16 protein-coding genes are annotated in these 18,631 nt (G+C 45.9%); 15 read left to right on the forward strand and 1 reads right to left on the reverse strand.

Translation table 11 applies throughout. The annotated features are described in order from the left end of the window. The first annotated feature begins 33 nt into the window (after positions 1 to 33). From NYE24_RS04005 to NYE24_RS04065, 13 genes are all read left to right on the forward strand, one after another. A complete protein-coding gene (locus tag NYE24_RS04005) occupies positions 34 to 336 on the forward strand; it encodes a MazG-like family protein (RefSeq protein WP_341025366.1) in 303 nt (100 codons plus the stop codon). Positions 337 to 446: 110 nt separating this feature from the next. Beyond that, a complete protein-coding gene (locus tag NYE24_RS04010; RefSeq protein ID WP_076153809.1) occupies positions 447 to 1,895 on the forward strand; it encodes an MFS transporter in 1,449 nt (482 codons plus the stop codon). Positions 1,896 to 2,127: 232 nt separating this feature from the next. Next, positions 2,128 to 2,316: a hypothetical protein gene (locus NYE24_RS04015; RefSeq protein ID WP_076153808.1), complete on the forward strand. Its 189-nt coding sequence runs from the start codon at positions 2,128 to 2,130 to the stop codon at positions 2,314 to 2,316. A 109-nt stretch (positions 2,317 to 2,425) separates the two neighbouring features. Beyond that, positions 2,426 to 3,982: a BCCT family transporter gene (locus NYE24_RS04020; RefSeq protein WP_342478103.1), complete on the forward strand. Its 1,557-nt coding sequence runs from the start codon at positions 2,426 to 2,428 to the stop codon at positions 3,980 to 3,982. Between the two features lie 177 nt (positions 3,983 to 4,159). After that, positions 4,160 to 5,107, forward strand: a complete 948-nt coding sequence (locus tag NYE24_RS04025) for an ABC transporter permease subunit (protein WP_076154114.1) — start codon at positions 4,160 to 4,162, stop codon at positions 5,105 to 5,107. A 13-nt stretch (positions 5,108 to 5,120) separates the two neighbouring features. Next, entirely contained in the window at positions 5,121 to 5,990 is an 870-nt protein-coding gene (locus NYE24_RS04030) for a carbohydrate ABC transporter permease (RefSeq protein ID WP_076153806.1), read from the forward strand. Positions 5,991 to 6,054: 64 nt separating this feature from the next. After that, positions 6,055 to 7,641: an extracellular solute-binding protein gene (locus NYE24_RS04035; protein ID WP_341025370.1), complete on the forward strand. Its 1,587-nt coding sequence runs from the start codon at positions 6,055 to 6,057 to the stop codon at positions 7,639 to 7,641. A gap of 159 nt (positions 7,642 to 7,800) precedes the next feature. Beyond that, complete coding sequence (locus NYE24_RS04040; RefSeq protein ID WP_342478104.1) at positions 7,801 to 9,498, forward strand: histidine kinase; 1,698 nt, start codon at positions 7,801 to 7,803, stop codon at positions 9,496 to 9,498. Continuing rightward, on the forward strand, positions 9,495 to 11,120 hold the full coding sequence (locus NYE24_RS04045; RefSeq protein ID WP_342478105.1) for an AraC family transcriptional regulator: 1,626 nt from the start codon (positions 9,495 to 9,497) through the stop codon (positions 11,118 to 11,120). Before NYE24_RS04040 ends, NYE24_RS04045 begins: the two co-directional genes overlap by 4 nt. Positions 11,121 to 11,208: 88 nt before the next feature. Further along, entirely contained in the window at positions 11,209 to 13,425 is a 2,217-nt protein-coding gene (locus tag NYE24_RS04050) for an FAD-dependent oxidoreductase (RefSeq protein WP_342478106.1), read from the forward strand. Between the two features lie 17 nt (positions 13,426 to 13,442). Beyond that, positions 13,443 to 14,657 carry a GDSL-type esterase/lipase family protein gene (locus tag NYE24_RS04055; protein ID WP_342478107.1) on the forward strand — a complete coding sequence of 405 codons (1,215 nt, stop codon included), beginning with the start codon at positions 13,443 to 13,445 and terminating at the stop codon, positions 14,655 to 14,657. A gap of 188 nt (positions 14,658 to 14,845) precedes the next feature. After that, positions 14,846 to 16,309 (forward strand): alpha/beta fold hydrolase, encoded by a 1,464-nt coding sequence (locus tag NYE24_RS04060; RefSeq protein WP_342478108.1) that lies wholly within the window; start codon positions 14,846 to 14,848, stop codon positions 16,307 to 16,309. 103 nt (positions 16,310 to 16,412) lie between these two features. Then, positions 16,413 to 16,580 (forward strand): hypothetical protein, encoded by a 168-nt coding sequence (locus tag NYE24_RS04065; protein ID WP_342478109.1) that lies wholly within the window; start codon positions 16,413 to 16,415, stop codon positions 16,578 to 16,580. Here the strand turns inward: NYE24_RS04065 and NYE24_RS04070 are convergent. Next, positions 16,577 to 17,476, reverse strand: coding sequence for an AraC family transcriptional regulator (locus NYE24_RS04070; RefSeq protein WP_342478110.1), 900 nt, complete (start codon positions 17,474 to 17,476; stop codon positions 16,577 to 16,579). The two genes, NYE24_RS04065 and NYE24_RS04070, sit on opposite strands and share 4 nt — an antisense overlap. A gap of 229 nt (positions 17,477 to 17,705) precedes the next feature. On the opposite strand from NYE24_RS04070, the gene NYE24_RS04075 reads away from it, so the two are divergent. Both NYE24_RS04075 and NYE24_RS04080 read left to right on the forward strand, forming a co-directional pair. Next, positions 17,706 to 18,152: a hypothetical protein gene (locus tag NYE24_RS04075; RefSeq protein WP_342478111.1), complete on the forward strand. Its 447-nt coding sequence runs from the start codon at positions 17,706 to 17,708 to the stop codon at positions 18,150 to 18,152. Positions 18,153 to 18,155: 3 nt separating this feature from the next. Beyond that, the gene (locus NYE24_RS04080; protein WP_342478112.1) at positions 18,156 to 18,566 is read left to right on the forward strand and encodes a hypothetical protein; all 411 of its coding nucleotides are present in this window, start codon (positions 18,156 to 18,158) and stop codon (positions 18,564 to 18,566) included. The last annotated feature ends 65 nt before the right edge of the window (positions 18,567 to 18,631 follow it).

Genomic DNA, 18,631 nt, shown 5'->3' on the forward strand with positions numbered 1-18,631 from the left:
AGTTCAATAAGACAGGAGATAGGAGTGGGTACAATGATTGATTTACTACAACTTCAAAAGAGAGTGTATCAGAACAAGCTGGAGAAGGGGTTCAATGTAACTGATATTTATCAGGAATTCTGCCTGACCCACGGCGAACTGTCAGAAGCCTGCGATGCTTACCGGAAGAAGAAAGACGACCTCGGCGAAGAATTGGCGGATGTTGCCATCTACCTGATTGGGCTGGCGGAAATTCTGGGGATTAACCTGGAAGAAGAGATTATGAATAAGATCGTCAAAAATGAAAAGAGGAGCTATGAGAATAAAGATGGCGTGCTGTTAAAAGTGACGGAATAATCAATCTTTTGTTCCTCCTTAAGTCCTAATGCAAAGTAATTCATGTTAAAATCATTAAAGTGTGAAAACAATCCAAGTGGTATTTTCACTACAAAAAGGAGGATAACAGCTTGATCAGTCCATCCCAGTTCATCCACAATAGCCCTCCTAAGTCTCTGTCGGCCCGCAAGGGCTATCACTGGCTTGTCGTTTCAACCGTATGCATCGGCGCATTCATGGCGGCGCTTGACGCAAGCATCATCAATCTGGCTCTGCCGTCCTTGGTTGCGCAGTTGAATGTATCCATGGCAACGGTGGAGTGGATCAGCCTCGTATATCTGCTCACACTAGCATCGCTTGTCATTCCCTTCGGCCGGTTAGCAGATATGCTGGGCCGCAAATGGATGTACACCGGCGGATTCACAGTATTCCTGATCAGTTCATTACTCTGCGGGCTGGCGCCAACCTTTGGCGTTCTTTTGCTTGCCAGGGTGTTGCAGGCTGTAGGCGCAGCGATGCTCCAGGCGAACAGCGTAGCGATCATTACGGCCGCGACCCCGCCGCAGCATCGGGGCAAAGCGATCGGAATCCAGGCCAGTGCACAGGGCATCGGTCTCAGTCTGGGGCCGGTTATCGGCGGCGGACTTTTGGCCATGGGAGATTGGCGCTGGCTATTCTACATTAACATTCCCATCGGGATCATCGGGACGATTCTCGGGATTCTGCTGCTTCCGCAAGATAATGCCAAGAAGAGGGAATCGTTCGATCTTTGGGGGATGATATTCCTCATTCCGTTTCTGGTTTTTCTGGTCTATATCCTTAATAACGGAACCGCTCTCGGCTGGGCTTCACCGGTTATATTAATCGGGTCATTCAGTGCATTGCTGGCCTTGACCTCATTCATCCGGGAAGAGCAGCATGCGCCCGTTCCGCTGATGGACCTGGCGTTGTTCCGCAGCAGCATCTTTATCCGTGGAAATCTGACAGGGTTCTTAGCCTTTACCGTCATGTATAGCGTGCTGCTGCTCAGTCCGTTTCTGATGGAGGCTGTCTTCCATGCCAATTCTATCCGTGCGGGACTGTATCTGTCGTTTGTTCCGATCGGGATGACGCTAATGACGCCGGTCTCGGGCTATCTCGCGGACCGGTTCGGCATCCGGCTGCCCGCTATTACCGGTATTGTTGCGCTACTGATAGGCTGTGCCGCTCTGGCGTCGATTCGCAGTGATGGCGACATTGCCCGGCTCCTGCTCGGTTTGGGGCTGGTGGGCGGAGGCATGGGCCTGTTTACGCCGCCCAACAACAGTAATGTCATGGGCAACGTACCGGCGGCACGGCTTGGCGTAGCTGGAGCAACGCTTAATATGAGCCGGACCATCGGCATGGGCATGGGCGTCACGCTGGGCGGGACACTATACCGTCTGGCCCAGAATATTTTCCCGGAGGCAGGACTACTTACCGCGTTTCGGGCGTCGTTCGTCTGTATAAGCGTTATGGGGCTCGCAGCATTGGCCGTTACCTGTATTCCGCAGCCCAATCCGACGAAGTACGATGAAGCCCATATCGAATATTATATTTGACGGCCGGCCTTGTGCTATACTCGAACACTTGAAGGAGTGAGAGCCTGCAATGAGCGGGCTCTTTCTTACTGGGTCTTCCTGATTCCTTATTGCTTCATAGGGTTAATGAATAATTGGAAAGATCCGGGGTCTAAGTTTTCGGAGAATTTCGTGCATAAGTACAGGGGTATAATGCAAAAACTTATATAGTGCAAGTATACAAGAAGATTTGATTTCTCAGGAGGTTGGCACAATGACAACTCAGGACCCTAAGGAGCTTTTGAAGCTGAAGCATGAGCAGGATGAGGAGAAGAGACAGTTCACTAACTTTGCCCGGGCTGTATCCGAAGGCGGGGAAGTGGAAGCAGGTCAGGAATTCAGCAATGACCGGGTGCCTGACGACCAGAACCGGATGAAATCGGTGGAGAACAGACAGAACTGAGCAGGACCCTGAAGGAAAAGACAATGGATAGACCCTCAGGAAGCCTCTAATGCGTTCTGAGGGTTTTCGTTCTGCCCATTATACATATATAATCACTGGAGGTTCATTTATGGTTTTTATCATCTCAATTACCATTGTAGCCATTTTTGCATTATGGGGAGCTCTAGCGCCTGATCAGATGGCAACTACAGCTAATGCAGCGTACAATTTCTCCATTCATAATTTCGGCTGGTTCTATTTGCTGGCGACTTTATTCTTCTTAATCTTTACTTTCTACTTAGCCTTCAGCAGGTTTGGGGGGATTCGTCTGGGAGACGACGATGATGAACCGGAATATTCCACGATATCCTGGCTGTCGATGTTATTCAGCGCAGGGATGGGGATCGGGCTTGTCTTCTGGGGAGTTGCTGAGCCTCTGTCCCACTATTTATCTCCGCCAGAAGGCGTAGAAGGAGGGACGACCGCTGCAGCGCGGATCTCCATGAGGTATTCTTTTTTCCACTGGGGACTGCATCCATGGGCCATCTATGCCGTCATCGGCTTGACGCTTGCTTATTTCCAGTTCCGCAAAGGATATAAGGGCTTGATCAGCTCAGCTTTTATCCCTTTACTCGGGGAACAGGTAGTTGCCGGCTGGCTGGGCAAGACCATCGATATCTTGGCGGTCATTGCCACTATTTTCGGGGTAGCGACTTCACTTGGTCTTGGAGCCTTGCAGATTAATGGAGGATTGCATTATATCTTTGGAGTTCCTAACTCGACAGCAGCTCAGATTGTAATTATCGCTGTAGTGACCGTGCTGTTCCTCATCTCTGCGACTACCGGTCTGGACAAAGGAATCAAAATCCTCAGTAACACCAACTTAGTGATCGCCGTTCTGTTGATGCTGTTCGTATGGATCACAGGTCCAACCTCATTTATTTTTGATACATTTACCACCACGTTAGGCAGCTATCTGCAAAATATCATCAACATGAGCTTAAGATTAACGCCTTTTTCCAAGCAAACCTGGATCGGAGCATGGACATTATTCTATTGGGCCTGGTGGATTGCCTGGGCGCCCTTTGTGGGAACATTCATTGCCAGAGTTTCCAAGGGAAGGACGATCAAGGAGTTTGTTATTTGCGTCCTGCTGATACCGAGTTTGTTCGGTTTTATCTGGTTTGCGGTATTTGGCGGAACGGGCCTGCATCTCGAATTGTTTAATGCGGCCGAGATAGCAGCAGCTGTTAAACAAGATACAACTACCGCTTTATTTATCACACTGCAGCAGCTCCCCTTAGGAACTATTATAGCGTTTATAGCTACGCTTCTGATTATTACTTTTTTTATCACGTCAGCCGATTCGGCTACCTTTGTACTGGGTATGCTGACGTCAGACGGCAAGCTGAATCCAAGTGCAAGAGTGAAATTAACCTGGGGCATTCTGCAATCCGCCATCGCTGTAGTACTGCTGCTTAGCGGCGGATTAAGCGGTCTTCAGACCGCTTCTATTGTAGCAGCGTTGCCCTTTGCCATTGTATTAATCGGCATGTGCTTCTCCCTGCTTAAGGCACTCAAGGAGGAGGACAAAGAACGCCGTCAACGGGAAAAACACCAACGCCAAAAGCTCAAACGGCTGCTGGAGGAACATGAAGTCACCCAGCCTAATGTTGATTCCATATGATCAATAAACAATGCATGAACCCTCAGGAACGCGATTCTAGCGTCCTGAGGGTTTTTTCGTAATCCGCCTTCCTTCACAATTCAGATTAATATCTTATAAGAAATTCTTGAAATCACAGAAATTCACCCGGGCTGGGGGATGCTATTATACCCCTATAAACAAAGACGAGGTGATGAGATGCAAGCAAAATTGGCAGCGGACGCCATTCCCCTCCCCAAACAGCGGAATTCATGGATAAGGGCGATAAAAAAGTATAGAGTGATGTACGCGCTCTTGTTCCCGGCATTAGTGTACTTTGCCGTATTCAAATACATTCCTATGGCGGGAATCGTGATTGCGTTTAAAAACTACAATCTTGCATTGGGTCTATGGGATAGCCCATGGGTGGGATTTAGAAACTTCACAGATTTCATAAACGGCGTTTATTTCTGGGACATCATGAGAAATACGATTATCATCTCGCTGTATAAGCTATTGTTCGGCTTCTCCGCTCCTGTCCTGCTCGCTTTGCTGCTTAATGAAGTCTATACCCAATGGTTTAAGAAAATCGTCCAAACGATCACGTATTTGCCCCATTTTCTGTCGTGGGTCATTGTTTATGGAATGATGGTGGCATTATTAGCCCCAGGCGATGGTCTGATTAACATGATTATGAAGGATTTCGGTGTTGAACCCATCTCCTTTCTAACGGAACCTGCCTGGGGCAGACTGCTGATCATCTTATCTGAAATATGGAAGGATATTGGCTGGGGAGCGATATTGTACCTTGCCGCATTAGCAGGAATCGATCCCAGTCTATATGAAGCGGCACGAATGGATGGCGCCTCCAAGCTGAGGCAGTTATGGCATGTCACACTTCCCGGTATTCGCGGAGTCATGATTCTGATGCTGATCCTTAAATTAAGCCATATTCTGGATGCAGGCTTTGATCAGATATTTATGTTCGCTAACACCTTTAATCAAGAGAAGATCGACATTATCGACACCTGGGTATACCGTGAAGGGCTAGAGCGGCTTAAGATCGGGCTCGCTACCGCTGTGGGATTGTTCAAAGCTGTCATCGGATTTGGTCTAGTGTTGGCAGCGAATAAGCTTGCAAAAAAATTCGACGGGCAAATTTGGTGAGGTGGTATTCAATATGATTCATATGACAACCGGGGAAAAGGTCTGGCAAGCTGTCGTTTATTGTCTTCTTATTTTGCTATCCTTACTTTGCTTACTTCCCTTTCTTTATGTAGTTGCTGTGTCTATGACGCCAGAATCGGAAGTGCTAAGAAGAGGCATTGTTATTATTCCAGAGACCTTTACCTTTCTAGCCTATAAAGAAGTATTCATTTCTCATGGGATCGGGCAGGCGTATAAAATCACCTTGTTTCGAACGATTGTCGGCACCCTGCTGAATGTGTTTTTTACGGTAATAGCGGCTTATCCGTTATCCAAAAAATATTTACCGGGACGAAGCCCATTTTTACTATTCATTGTCTTTACGATGATGTTTGGAGGAGGTTTAATTCCGACCTATTTATTAATCCGCTCACTGGGCTTGCTAAACAGTCCGTGGGTATTGATTATTCCGCAGCTCATCAGTGCATTTAATCTGGTGATCATCAAAGGCTTCTTCGAGCAATTGCCTGCTGAAATCGAGGAATCCGCAAGGGTAGACGGTGCAAGTGAGCTTCAGTCGTTATGGCGGATCATTTTACCCTTGTCCTTGCCCGTTCTCTCCACCATTTCCTTATTCTACGCAGTCGGTCACTGGAACAGTTATTTCGACGCTATTGTATATATCAATGATTCCAGCTTAATGCCGCTGCAAGTGATCTTGCGCAACATCCTGCTTAATGTCGCAACCCAAAGCGCTGATTCGCTTGCCAATTCCGGGGCGGTTAGTACGTTCGCTGTGCAAATGGCCGCAGTTGTTGTGACGACAATTCCAATTTTGATCGTGTACCCATTCATGCAAAAGCATTTTACTAAAGGTGTGCTCCTGGGATCGGTTAAAGGGTAAAAGCATTCCAACCTGAGTTGTTACGGGGAAACCGTGATAATATAGAAGCAAAGGAGAGGTCATTATGAAGCGTAGAGTCATTACATCAGCTATTCTGACAGCAATCGTGGGGGTCGGAACGGTATTGTCAGGATGCGGGGAACAAAAAGAAGTGAAATCGACAGCCGTGAATAATTCGCAAGACGAGTCTAATCCCTATGGAACCAAATTAAAAATCTCGATGTTTAACCAAGGCACCTTCAACGCTGCTGCTCCGATTCCTCCCCGTGATGAAGATATCCAGCGCCAAATGCTGGAAAAAGCAGTGAATATCGACCTTGAAATGATGATTCCGCAATCCGGGCAAGCAACGACTAAATTAAATACGCTGATTGCCGGAGGAGATATTCCAGATTTGATCTTCTTAAAAAGCCGGTCTGATCTCGCACAATATTATGACCAAGGCGTCCTTGCCGATCTGACACCGTATCTGGATCAATTTCCGGCATTACAGAAACGATTCAGCAGCGACTCATGGGAAGCGATGTCCTATCAAGGCAAAACCATTGGCGTTCCAGGTTATGATAACGTAAATGGGATCAGCCGAAGCTTTTTTATCCGCAATGATTGGCTGAAAAAGCTGAACATGGAAGTGCCAACGACCCCGGACGAGTTATTTGAAGTTATGAAAGCCTTTACAGAAAAGGACCCGGACGGTAACGGCAAGAACGATACGTACGGATTCATCGGCGGTATGAATAAAGAAGGCAATCTGCAAACCTACGGCTTCGATAGCCTGATGTGGATGTTCGGCGTTAATCCTCCCTCAGCCATTGATGTGAAGGATAATCAACCGGTGTTCCTGTTCACCGATCCCAAAATGAAAGAAGCGCTCGCTTATATTCATAAAATGATGGAAGCCAAAGTGGTAGATCCCGACTGGGTGACGATGAATACTCCCGATTTGCTCGACCAAAAGTTATTTAAGGGCAAAGTCGGCTTCATGATCAGAGATGCCCGCAGGCTGGAGCCGGATTATCAGCAGAAAATGAAAGAAATCAGCGGAGAAGTCCCGGAATGGATCGTCATTCCTCCAATGACAGGTCCTTATGGCGATCAGATTGTAGAGAGAAAATCGTTCCAGGGTAATTCATGGGCCATCTCCAAAAAAGCGGATGAGGACAAAATCATACGGATCTTGGCCATGCTGAATTATCTCTTTACGGACGAGGAAGCCTATCCGAACTTCGCCTACGGAATTAAAGGGATTCACTGGGATGTGATAGATGGTAAGATCAAGAATAAAACCTCCGAATTATCGAAGGAAATGAAAGAAAAATATCTATGGGTTGATCATTACAGAATGCCGCGTCATGGCGATGATGCTGAGTACTTCAGCTTCCAGAATCCTAAGACGGCTGAAGCTTTTAAGAACAATCAGCAATACGTAGCGCCTACGTTACCCGGGAATTTATTGACCGAGGACCCGAACGATACATTGGCAACAGACCGCCAACGTTTCATTAATGAAAGCCTGGTTAAATTTATGACCGGCAAAGATCCGCTGGACAACTGGGACAAGTTCCTCCATACGCTAGAGACCAAGTTTGACATGCAGAAGTATAAGGACACAGTCATCAAGCAATTTACAGAAGCGGGCTTAATCAAGTAGAACGCGCGAAGCATATACATTCTTGTCTTATTAAAAAGAGAGCGGCTATCCTTAGCCCCTCTCTTTATTGTCATAGGCTATGCTTTCTTTCATCCGGATTTCAAAGGAAGAGGATCAATGCGAAGAAGAATCAGCTTGCCCTTAAAATTATTTTTACTCGTGTTTGCTTTTGTATTAAGCTGCATTATCCTGATCAGCCAATTGTCTTACCGCTATGTCCAAAAGGAAATAAGAACCTCTGACCTGTATTACACGAACCAAATACTTGACAAGGTGGATCAGTATTTCACTGTTAATTTTTCCTCCTTCCAGACGATCCTGTTCTCGGTCGAGTCATCGGTGAAAGCCAATATTGGCAATCTGGATGTGATTAAAAAGCAATTAAGAGAGCTGTATGAACTCAACAGTAATTACGTCAGTAATATTTATCTGATCAAAAGCGATTTATCCATTCTAGGCGGAAGTGCGCCTACCCGGATATTCGATGAATCTTTAGCGGAAAGAGAGCCATTGTTTGACGCGGCTGACAAGAATAGAAGGATTACCTTTGTCAGTGATCCTTACAAATCTAAATATTCCGGCTGGACCGTTACGATGGTCCGTTATCTGAACAACGCTCCGTTTCCTATGGCCATTGCAGTGGATCTGGATCTCAATGCCATTGAAGAAGCCTTGTTCAAGATTAATACCCAAGAACAAATGAATCTGGCTCTGCTCACTGCCTCGGGAAAAATCATTGCCGGATTCTCAGAAAATAAAGGACCCATTAATATTCAAGATCATACGTTTTCAATCGGTGATACATCAGCGGAGCAAATTCTGGATACTACAGAAACCAGCCTTCAACTGCATACCAAGGAAGGCCTGCCCGTCTCCCTGCTGAAAAAACCGACGGAGAAATTCAACTGGACGCTGATCTCGATTAACGATGAATCCCGCTTGAAAGCTGGGTTGTCCCGATTGGAAACCTATTATATCGGGCTTCTGGCTGCAGGCTTTGTGTTAAGTCTGTTCATTTCTTTGTTAATAGCCAAATATATAAGAACCCCTCTCCTTGCGCTCAAAACAAAAATGAAGCGGGTGGAGCAAGGTATTCTTACAACTCCAATCCCGATTAACCGGAACGATGAGTTTGGAGATCTCTCCCGGACATTTGATCGTATGCTGCAGCAGATTGTGGAGCTGATCCAGGGAGCGGAGCTTCATCATGAACTGGAGCGGAAGCTGGAAATCCAAGTGCTTCAGTCGCAAATAAACCCTCATTTTCTGTATAACACGCTGGGTTCGATCAGCAACGTCATCCGGCTCGGACGAATAGAGAAAGTAGATGTGGTCATCGAGTCGCTCATTTCAATATTGGAGTATGGGATGGCCGATGCTGCGGAGAAGGTCTCCCTGCGTCAGGAATTGCAAAATGTAGCGGACTATATCGCAATCCAGAACATCCGTTATAACCGAAGCTTTCGCTTAATTGAAGAGATCGAAGCAGGATTAATAGATTTCCCTGTTTTCCGGATGCTGCTGCAGCCCCTTGTGGAGAATAGTATCTTCCATGGCTATAACGGAGGGGGGATCGAAGGCCCTATTACTATTCATGCCTACCGGGAGGGCAGCACCGTCATCATAGAAGTAATTGATCAAGGCGAGGGAATTCCAACCGGGATCATAGAACACCTTCTGGTTTCAGAACCGGGTGATGTGGAAGTGAGAAGGAAAAGAATCGGATTAAATAATATTCATGACCGGATAAGACTTCACTACGGAGAACAATTCGGGCTCCAAATCATAAGCATACCGAAGGAAATCACCCGTGTTCGCGCCGAATTCCCGGCAGGCTTGTTTAAAGGAGATGCATGATGGTGAGAGACTACACCTGTTTTATTGTTGACGATGAAGATCTAATCATTCAGCGGTTGGAATTGTTTTTTGAGGAGCTCTCCCATAGGGATAAACGATTCCGGTTAGTGGGAAAAGCGAATAATGGGGTGGAGGGGTTAGAGGCGATCGTAAAGCTTAAGCCGGATATCGTGATCTCTGATATCGTGATGCCGCGAATGGATGGAATTTCTATGATTGAGCAGCTAAAGCCAACGCTTTCTCATACCCAGTACATTCTTTTGACTGCCTATTCATCCTTTGAATACGCGCAGCGGGCCATTCAAGCCAACGTATTGGAGTACATTGTTAAGGTTCCGCTCAGGGAAGCGGATTTGGATCGCGCTTTAGCTAAGGCAGCCGGGATTCTAAATGAGGTGAAGACCAAAGAAGCGGAATTTCAATCGTTACACATATCCGTGCTTGAGAATAAATATAGAGTCCGCAAGCAGTTTTTTAATGAACTTATCCGCGGGGAAATTCCTACTCACCGGGCATCGGATTTTGCCAATCGCATGCAATTCCATTTCTTTCAAGCAAGCTATTGTTGCTTCATTGTGGAAATGAACCGGTATGAGAGCTTCCGGAACGATTATTCCGCGTCAGATCAGAACATCCTGAAATATGCGATTACGAATATCATCGAAGAAACGGTGGTGAATGGGGGCAGAGGCGTAGCTGCGGATCTATCCGATAATCGTTTTATCGGCTTTCTGTCCTGGGAGAATCATCGCAGCGATATGGACACAGAATATGCTTGCCATTCATTGGGGACTCAAATCATCTCCCATTTACATCAATATTTGAATCAAAGGGTTTCCGTCGCTTTTGGAGGCCCCCACCGGGGCTGGGAATCCATCAAACAGGCTTACATGGAAGCTAATAGCGTGAGTGAGGATTTCTATTATCATGAAGAGAGAGTCGTCACAACGCCCATGCATCGCTTACATTATCATAATGACAAACAAGAGGACTTTCAGCTGAAGCTGGATGATTGGCTCAGATGGGTGCAACGACAAGTATCCAAGGAAGAGCTGGAGCAAGGACTCTCTGATCTGAACCAATGGGTGAAGAATTATAAAATTCATAAGTCGGTCATGGCACCTATGCTCCAAGACTTGTACAGAGGTATTACTGCGAAATTTAAATCCCGAAACGCGGTGACCGCGGATGTATCGGAGCTTCCCATAAAATTCATGACCTTTCGGGAGCAGCTTGCCTATATTGGCGACTTCACCTTCGAATATGTTCAAGCTGGCCAACTTTTACATCGTATAGAAATTATGAGTGCTTTGCGGTATATAGAGCACAACCTGAAACAGAGAATAACGCTTGAGGCTATTGCCGAGGAAGTGAATCTGGCCCCATCATATTTCAGCAGCTTGTTCAAAAAAACAATGAATGAAGGCGTTATCAGCTACATTAACCGTAAAAAAATCAAATTAGCTCTCGAGCTGTTAAATATTCAGGATTATTCTTTATTGGAATTGTGTGAGGAAGTGGGAATTGTGAACGAAGGTTACTTTTGCAAATTATTCAAAGAGTACACAGGTGTTACCCCTAAGCAATACCGGATAAAAATGACACGGTATGAATCCAAATAAACGTATAAATTCCTCGCGAAATCCTATAAAAAAAAGGACATCTAATGGCTTACCATGATAGCAGGATCAAATCATGGAGGTTATCAAAATGGAGCTAATTAATGCAGATGTAACCGTCGTAGGCGGAGGGATTGCCGGGGTATGCGCTGCCATTGCTGCCGCACGCCAAGGGCTGCAGGTCTCACTTATTAATGACCGGCCGGTTCTGGGAGGAAATGCGAGCAGCGAGGTCAGGGTTCATATCAACGGGTCGGCATATCTCGGAAACAGTCCATCCTATTATGCACGCGAGGGTGGATTAGTGGAAGAGCTCAAGCTGAAGATTTTTCACTATAACCCGTTATACAACAAGAAGCTGATGCTGTCGTTGTCGGATATGGTCTTGCTCGACATGGTTTATGCGGAGCCTAACCTTTCTCTATTTCTGAATACATGCGTGCATGATACGGGCATGGAGAACGGCAGAATTAAATGGGTAGAGGGCCTTCAATTGGCTTCCGAGAGAAAATTCCGGTTCGAAAGCCGAACCTTCATCGATTGCTCTGGTGATGGAGTGGTCGGATATCAGGCAGGTGCGCACTTCCGCCGGGGGAGAGAAGCGAAGCATGAATACAATGAAGAATTGGCTCCTGACGCGGCGGATCATTACACCATGGGCGATACGATCCTGTTTCAAGCCCGCGACGTAGAATATTCCGTTCCATACACAAGGCCTGACTTTGCCTATGACATTACGAAGCTGGATTTTTTCGACAGTATCAGACAAGGCTTGAACCATCGGGCTTTCCCCCGAAAAATCAACGGACTTGGCGGATTGTGGTGGCTGGAATACGGCGGACATCTGGATACGGTCAAGAATAATGAAGACATCGCCTTGGAACTGCGGAAATTGGTGTACGGAATTTGGGATTATATCAAAAATAGCGGCGAATTTGACGATGTAGAAAATCTCATCTTGGATTATGTATGCCCGATTCCGGGGAAGCGGGAGTCGAGGCGGTTCATAGGGGACCACATGTTGTCCCAGAACGATCTTACAGCCAAGCCGCATTTCGAAGATGCTGTATCCGTCGGTGGCTGGTACATGGATTTACATGCGAATAAGGGGGTGTACGATGAGGGGCCGGCTACGGCATGGAATTTCGTACCTGGCTTGTACAATATCCCTTTCCGCAGTTTATATTCAAGCAATATTCCTAATCTCATGTTTGCCGGACGCAATATAAGCGCTACACATGTGGCTTTCGGATCTACAAGGGTCATGGCCACCTGCGGTTGTATGGGGCAGGCGGTTGGAACGGCTGCTTCGTTATGCGTGAAATATGAGGCAGACCCTGCGGCCATCACCCTAGCTCATATGGAGGAGCTGCAGGCGCTGCTGCTTCGGGACGGCCAAACGATTGTAGGGCTTCAAGAGGAACTAAGTCCTTACTTCGCTGATGGATTAACGATTCGTGCCTCGTCTCAGCGCAGCTATGACAATCCTCTGCCAACCGGAGAGCTCTCTCTGGAGAACGGGTTATGCATGGTCTTGCCGATTCAGACATCCGCGGCGGAAAGTGTCCGGGTCAAAATTAAAAACAGGTCCGGTCATCCGGAAACCATGCATGTCAAGCTGTTTGGAGGAGAACGGAAGGAAAATTATATTCCCTCCAGCAGGTTAAAAGATTATCGCTTGGAGATTGCTGCCAGTCATGACGACTGGATTACGCTGGTCTTGGACTGCAAGACACCGGCTGACGACAAAATCTACATTGTCTTGGAGGGCCCGGCTAGTCTTGCCGTATACGGCAATGAAGAGAAACTGACAGGTGCGGTTAGCTTCCATTATCGGCCGGAAGAGCCGTCCAGGCTGAAAAAAATGAATAAGAGCATTTGCTTCAAGGACCTGCTCCCGTCCCAGAGTATGTATACTCCCGAGAATGTTGTCAACGGCTTCTCCAGACCTTATGGCCTGCCGAACGGCTGGATTTCGGAGCGTACGGAAGGACAGGAATGGCTGGAATTCTGTTTTGCAGGCCCTAAAAATATAGAGGAAATTCATCTTGTGTTCAATTCACAGCTTGATTTAGAGCATTTCAACGACCCGATCGAGTCCCTTGTGCAAGATTATGAATTGACCTTGACTCTAGAAGATGGAGCCGAGAGAACCATCCTGACACGCGGGAATTATCTCACGCTGAATAAGCATCAGGTGGACGCGGAACGTGTAACCCGAGTCCGGATGAATTTCAGCAGAACGTATGGTTCGCCTTATTTTGAAGTGTTTGCTGTAAAATGGTTTGCTCCGAAAATCGATAAATGAGGCAAGGTGAAGTCACGATGAAGGAATTATACCCTCGTAGAGGGCTCCCCAATATCATTCAGAAATTGGAAAATGGCGATACCGTAACCATCGTTTATTTCGGCGGCAGCAATACCCGTTCTGAAGGCTACAGAGTCATGACGGCGGATTGGCTTCGTGAGCAATACCCCCAGGCGGAGATCCGTACGGTGAATGCAGGCATTAACGGGACCGGCTCGGATCTGGGCTGTGCCCGTCTGGAGACCGATGTACTGCGTCATCATCCCGATCTGGTATTCGTTGAATTTGTAGGTAACGATGGCGGAGATCCCGAATCCAAGGCACGGATCGAAGGAATTGTCCGCCAGATCCGCAAGCGGAGCCGGTTTACCGATATCCTGTTTGTGTATACGGTGAAGGAGCGGGATGTGGCCGGATTTCAGTCGGGAGAATACCAGAAAGGGGCTATCATGCAAGAGGAAGTGGCTGACTATTATGGTATTCCTTCAATTCACTTGGGCGTAGAGGTCTGCCGCCTGGTAGCTGAGGGGAAGCTCGTGTTCACCTCAAGGGAGGACCTATCCGTTCCCGGAGCTGTTATTTTCACGCATGATTCGATCCATCCGACCATTCCCGAAGGACACCAGATATACACGGATACGATCACCCGGTCATTTGAGATCATACGCGAACTCAGAAGTCATCCGGGAAGGCAAGTCCATCACTTGCCCCGGCATCCGTTGGTTCCGGCTAACCCTTGGGAGTATGCGACCATGCTGTCACCGGATAGTCTGCCTAATACCCATTTTACTGCAGGATGGTCTTACCTGACGCCCGAGGAATCTGCTGTAGTACGCGAGTACAATTGGTTGTTCCCGGGCCTATGGCTGGCTGCCGATCCTGGAGAGGCGGTCACGGTTCAGTTCGAAGGAACCCGTATCGGGTTATTCGATATCGGGGGGCCGGATTCTGGCAGATTGAAGGTGTCGGTGGATGGAGGGGAACCCTTTATTATCGATCGGTTCACCCATTACAACGATCATAATCGTAATCAGTATGTATTCTTGCCGGAGCTCCCGAACGGGAAACATACGGTTCGCTTTGAAATCGATCATGAGAAGACAGACAAAGCAGCCGTGTTCGAGGCAGTCGGCAATGAGCGAAGTATCGAGCATATCCGGCAGCATCCAGAGTGGTATGAGCAAACGGTGATCCGGCTCGGGAAGCTGTTACTGGTGCAGCCGCCCTTATAATGGATGATTAGACATTGGACAATGGAAGAACCCTCAGGAACGCGACCCTAGCGTGCTGAGGGTTTTTAGCTTTGGATTCATCTCTTTTGTACGTTCATATTCAGTTCATATTGACGTCACGGGGAGTACACTTTCATTGGTTAAGATTTCATTTTAGCGAAAGAAGAAGTAGAAAGAGAGGGAGTAAAATGAGATTATTCGAGATACTTTTAGTTCTATCCTGTTTCACACTGCTCGCAGATCTATTGTTTATAAGAAGAGGTGCAAAGACAACAGGGCTGGTATTGGGGATAGAAAGCAGCGTTATATTGACAGTTCAATTATGGGTAGAGGGATACAGATGGCAGTTGCTTTTGGTATATATGATGACGGCGCTGCTTATACTCATCGTTATACTCAGACATTTAGGTAAGATAGGGAATATAGAGAATATAAAAGCAGGGAAGCTGTTGAAATATAGTTCATCTTCCATCATCGTCATTCTGCTTGTTATATCTGCCGGCTTGTCTGCATATTTGCCAGTCTTTCATTTGCCGAAGCTTGAAGGTCCGGAGAAAGTGGGTACTCAAGCCTTTCATTTTACGGATCAGAACAGAGATGAAGTCTTAACTGCAGATCCAAGCGATAAGAGGGAACTAATGGTTCAAGTGTGGTACCCTACAGCAAATAGCAGCAACAAGAAGAGTGAAGCTCTTTTTCCAAAAGATAAAGAAATGTTCAAAAAGTATATCCAGACCTATTCTAATTCATTAAACCTTCCAGACTTTGTCTTCGATTACTGGGAATATAGTAAAACCAACTCTTATGAAAATGTAGAACTATTGCCTTCTACAATCCCTTATCCTGTGGTACTGCTATCGCATGGTATGGGAACCAGTAAAGTTCTCCATGCATCACAGGCCGAGAATCTCGCCAGTCACGGGTATATCGTGGTCACCATCGATCATACGTATAGCACCTTTGCTACTATTTTTCCGGATGGCCGTGTAACGGACTATACCACCAAGATGACTACCGTAGAAGATCGCAGAATAATTGGAAATATATGGACGAAAGATGTGGAGTTTGTAATTAACGAAATGGAAAGGCTAAATTCAGGTGCAATCGAAAGTCAATTTAAAGGAAAAATCGATCTAAACCATCTAGGCGTAATGGGGCATTCCTTCGGGGGGGCCACAGCGTTTAACACAACTTATTTAGATCCTAGAATCAAGGCCGGAGTCAATATGGACGGGTCACTGATCGAAGTGGACAATAGAGATGATCTAGACAAGCCGTTTATGTTCATAAGATCGGGTGTTTTTAAAGACTGGTTGACCGATTTCAAGAAGGATACCCATCTGGATAACGAAGTCACTAAACAGCTTGAAGAAGAGCTGCACATTATTAAAAATGTGATTAATCAGGGAGGGCCTGCGATTTATATTGAGGGTACCCAACACTTCAATTTCACGGACCTTCAGTTCTATTCTGAGCTGATCAAACTGACTGGAATCACAGGAGATATCAATGGTAAAAGAGGATCAGACGTCGTAAATCAATATGTTCTCGATTTCTTTAATAAGGAATTGAAAGGAGAAGGGGGACAACTGCTTCAGGGTCCAAACGACAGCTATCCCGAGGTGAAATTTATAAAACCGGAAGATCTTTAATATGAAACAATATACGATTTTGATATAATTACAAACGATTTCGGGAGCAGCACCCCCTTCTTTATACTATTCTGAGAATAGAAATAAGAAGGGGGTGCTGCTTATGATCTTTCAAGTTGCTATAGGAATTCTGTTGCTTCCATTCCTGTTCGTTGGACTACGGGCAATAGTACATTCTAAATGGTGTGACAACCTAGCCAGACAGCAGGATAAACGGTTCACTTATTATATCAGTCAAGAATACGATGACGGCAAAGAAGGCGGCGATTAGAAATCGTTGCCGGCAGCAGCAGATTGCTTGCGGAAGTCTTGCGGGATCTGTCCTAATTGTTTACCGAACACATGCGAAAAATAACTTGCCGTTTGAAACCCGCAGGCCATGGCGATCTCTCCCACAGGCATCGTTGTCTCTTTCAGCATCTCACAGCTTTTTTGAAGACGATAGCGGGTTAAATAATTATTGGGTGACCAGCCAACATGCTTTTTGAATAGCTCACAACATCTGCTTCTGCATACTGAACCGGCGGCGGCAATCTCATCAATGGTTAGTTTAGATTCATAATGCTGGTGAATATACCCGGTCATTTTACGGATCGTTATCCATATCTGTTCATTATTCGGATTGCCCGGTGCTTGCTGTATATGATCAGCTATACCCGCACATATGGACACAGCCTGGGATAATAAGCGGAGCAGGTTACCTTCATGGCTATGCATCTCATCATATAACTCAGTTAGCGCGAGCAGAATCTCATGCTGCCAAGACGTTTGAGAAGATAACAGTAAAAAATCGCCGGTGCCGGAACCGAATTTTTCTTCCAGATATGCTTTCCCTGCAAGCGTGTTTTCGCCGAGAAGTGCAGGATGAATGACGATGACCAGAAAAGTACAATCGCTCTTCGCAGCAGAGAAGCCATAGTGGAGGCGTTTACTGTTAACGAAAATTCCATTCCCTTTATCGAGATGAACCGTTTGCCCGTTCACATAAAATTCCATTGTCCCGTCCAGCACCACAATGAACTCTAGATCCGGATGCCAATGATAAGCGGCCGCGAACCGGTCGAATTGATGCAGCGCTCCTTTTTTAGCATACAGAGGGAAACCCGGCAGATTATAATTCAGTCTTTCGGATAAATCAGAGAATACCTCCAGGGCGAATTTATCCATGGCTACACCTCATTAGTGGATTATACGATTTTGACATAATGATAACTGATTGCGGAGGGGAAAACAAAAAAATGTCATGAGGATGGGATTTCCAAAGCAGAGGATAGTTGTATAATAAAGCTTGGAAAGAACTTTTCTGTTTTTGCTACGTGCAACCTACTCATGGAACTATGCTGGCAAAATTGGTTGAGGCCTTTACTATGTGTATACAAGCGGGGAGAAAGCATCTATGAAACAAAAGAGTTTGATTTATTCTCTATTATTAGCACTTATATTATCGGTCGTATCAGGGGCTGGTAATATAAGTGCGGCTGCACGGAACATCACCGACATTGTCAAAGTGACCAAGCCTACGGAGATTAAAATTGGGGAGTGGAAGGAATACCAAATAGCCATCACTGACTGGACAGATGGAGACGTTACAGACCATGATTTTACTCCAGTCTCTTCAGATGAGAATATTATAAAGGTTATCCGGAAAACGAAATGGGTGTCTGAACTTCATGCCTTAAATAAAGGGACTGCCACCTTAACTGTCAATATTGGAGAAAAGTTTGAACCTTATGTGTTCACTGTTCAAGTGGTCGATGATTATACCGTTATACCTGAAACAACTCCTGCACCAACTCCTGCACCAACAAGTCCAGTGGTCATAAAGGAACCTACTCATGAATAAATCATGAGTAAGGATATAGAAGAGTATAGCAAGCAATTGCAGCTTATAGGAAAGTATGAAAATAAAGCTATCACTTCGTATAATGAGCTAATTGATTTAGGAATAAAAGACTCAACAAGAAAAACATTTTTTCTGTCATTAAATAACACTGTAGTACCGAACTATACTAAGTTTGTATCCGGATTGAAGTACCTAAAAGTGAATAATGCGGAGATAAAAGAAATACATAGCCATTATCTAGCAGGGGCAAAACTCCAGTTAGAGGGGATGACTATAATGCGGGACAGTCTGAAGACAACCAAAATAAATTATTCCAAATTCGAAGCAGGTTACAATAAGGTTGGAGAAGGAGTCAAGCAATTGGATAAAGCGGAGCTTCTTTTAGACAATTATATAAGAAAATACATCAAATAAATAAAAGATAGAACCCTTATAGGGTTCTATTTTTTATTCTAGGCTATGCTAGATAGAATGTTGAT

Source organism: Paenibacillus sp. FSL H7-0350 (assembly GCF_038593195.1).
GTDB lineage: Bacteria > Bacillota > Bacilli > Paenibacillales > Paenibacillaceae > Paenibacillus_AQ.